This window comes from Bradyrhizobium sp. 197 (genome assembly GCF_023073375.1).
Lineage (GTDB): Bacteria > Pseudomonadota > Alphaproteobacteria > Rhizobiales > Xanthobacteraceae > Bradyrhizobium.
Window position 1 is genome coordinate 1 of sequence record NZ_JADPJJ010000064.1, and the last position, 1,544, is coordinate 1,544.

The 1,544-nt window shown below is 57.1% G+C and carries 2 pseudogenes; both read left to right on the forward strand.

Features of this window, described 5'->3' with window-relative positions:
• Positions 1–113 precede the first annotated feature (113 nt).
• A pseudogene (gene bioD, locus IVB27_RS14760) lies at positions 114–416 on the forward strand (ATP-dependent dethiobiotin synthetase BioD); the annotation flags it as partial.
• Positions 413–1,442, forward strand: a pseudogene (gene bioA / locus IVB27_RS14765) (adenosylmethionine--8-amino-7-oxononanoate transaminase); the annotation flags it as partial. The pseudogenes bioD and bioA, both read left to right, overlap by 4 nt.
• Between the last annotated feature and the right edge of the window lie 102 nt (positions 1,443–1,544).

The following is a 1,544-nucleotide window of genomic DNA, read 5'->3' on the forward strand; positions in this document are numbered from 1 at the left end:
ACGAAAACAGGCCGCCCTGATCCGTAAACCTGCCGCGCATGATCGTCTCCGCCGATTCGAGATGATAAAGTGAATCATCAAGTCCCCTCCCTGGCGAGGGGGTTTTTCAGCAGACTGCTAGTGCACTCTACATCGACATCTTCGAGCGGTGGCGACTTCCTGTTGTGCTTTGCGCGCGCACGCTACTCGGGACCATCAATCACTCCCTGCTCTCGATAGAGGCCTTACGAAAGCGCCAGATCGACATTCTTGGGATCGCATTCATCGGGGAAAGAAATTCGGAGACTGAGAGCGCAATTTGTGACATCGCGCGGGTGCGTTGGTTAGGACGGCTGCCCTGGATTTCTCCTTTGACGGCAGAGAGCCTACAGGCTGTCTTCAAAGGCTCGTTTATTCCCGGCGATTTCACGCCATGAAGCCAAACAAGAGGTGGCCAATTTGGCATCACGCAGCATGCTCTTCACAACGAGATGACCAAGGTTGTGCGTGGCGATGGTGCTTATCTCTACACTGCGGATGACAATCGAATCATAGATGCAATCTCATCCTGTTGGGTCGTCACTCACGGCCATTGCCATCCGCAGATCGTGAGCGCGATTCAGGAACAGGCCGGCAAGCTGAACCAAATCATTTTCGCCGGCTACACGCATGATCCGGCTGAGGAGGTCGCTCGGCTCCTTTTGAAACTCACACCCCAAGGCTTGGACCACGTGTTCTACTCGGACAGCGGGTCAGCCAGCGTGGAAGTCGCCTTGAAGATGGCACTCGGTTATTGGCATAGGCGAAGAGCGAACACGCATCGTTGTCATGCAGCACTCCTATCACGGGGACACGTTCGGCGCGATGTCAGTTGGTGCCCGCGGTGTCTTCAACGCGGCGTACGGATCTCTCCTGTTCGACGTCACCTCAATCCCGTTCCCTGCGAGCGGTCGTGAGCGGGCGACGCTCGATGCGCTTGAGTCAGGATGTCGGAACGAAAATCCCGCAGCCTTTATTGTCGAGCCTCTGGTGTTAGGGGCAGGCGGAATGCTGATGTACCCAGCTTGGGTGCTAAGAGAGATGAAGCGGATCTGCGAGGCGTCGGACGTTCTGTTCATTGCCGATGAGGTCATGACGGGCTGGGGCCGCACCGGAACAATCTTCGCCTGTGAGCAGGCCAATGTTGTGCCAGATATAGCGTGCTATTCCAAGGGTCTCTCACGGGAGGGGCGCTGCCGCTCGCGGTGACACTCTGCCGGGCAGAGATTTTCGATGCCCATTATTCAAAAGACCGTACCCGCACATTCTTGCACTCGAGTTCGTATACGGCAAATCCGGTGGCCTGTGCCGCCGCCAAGGCTAACCTGGATCTGTGGAAAGACCAGGAATGTCACCGACGCATCGCTGCGGTCGCAACCATGCAAGAGCAGGCAATTGAAGCATTCCGCGTCGATCCGCGCTTTGACTGCGGCGCGGCAATCAGGATGGAAGTGCAGCGTCAATCAGGATGAGAGAGCTTCGCCGGGCTCGTGACGCAGGGAGGGCGTAGCCCGACCGGAGTTACG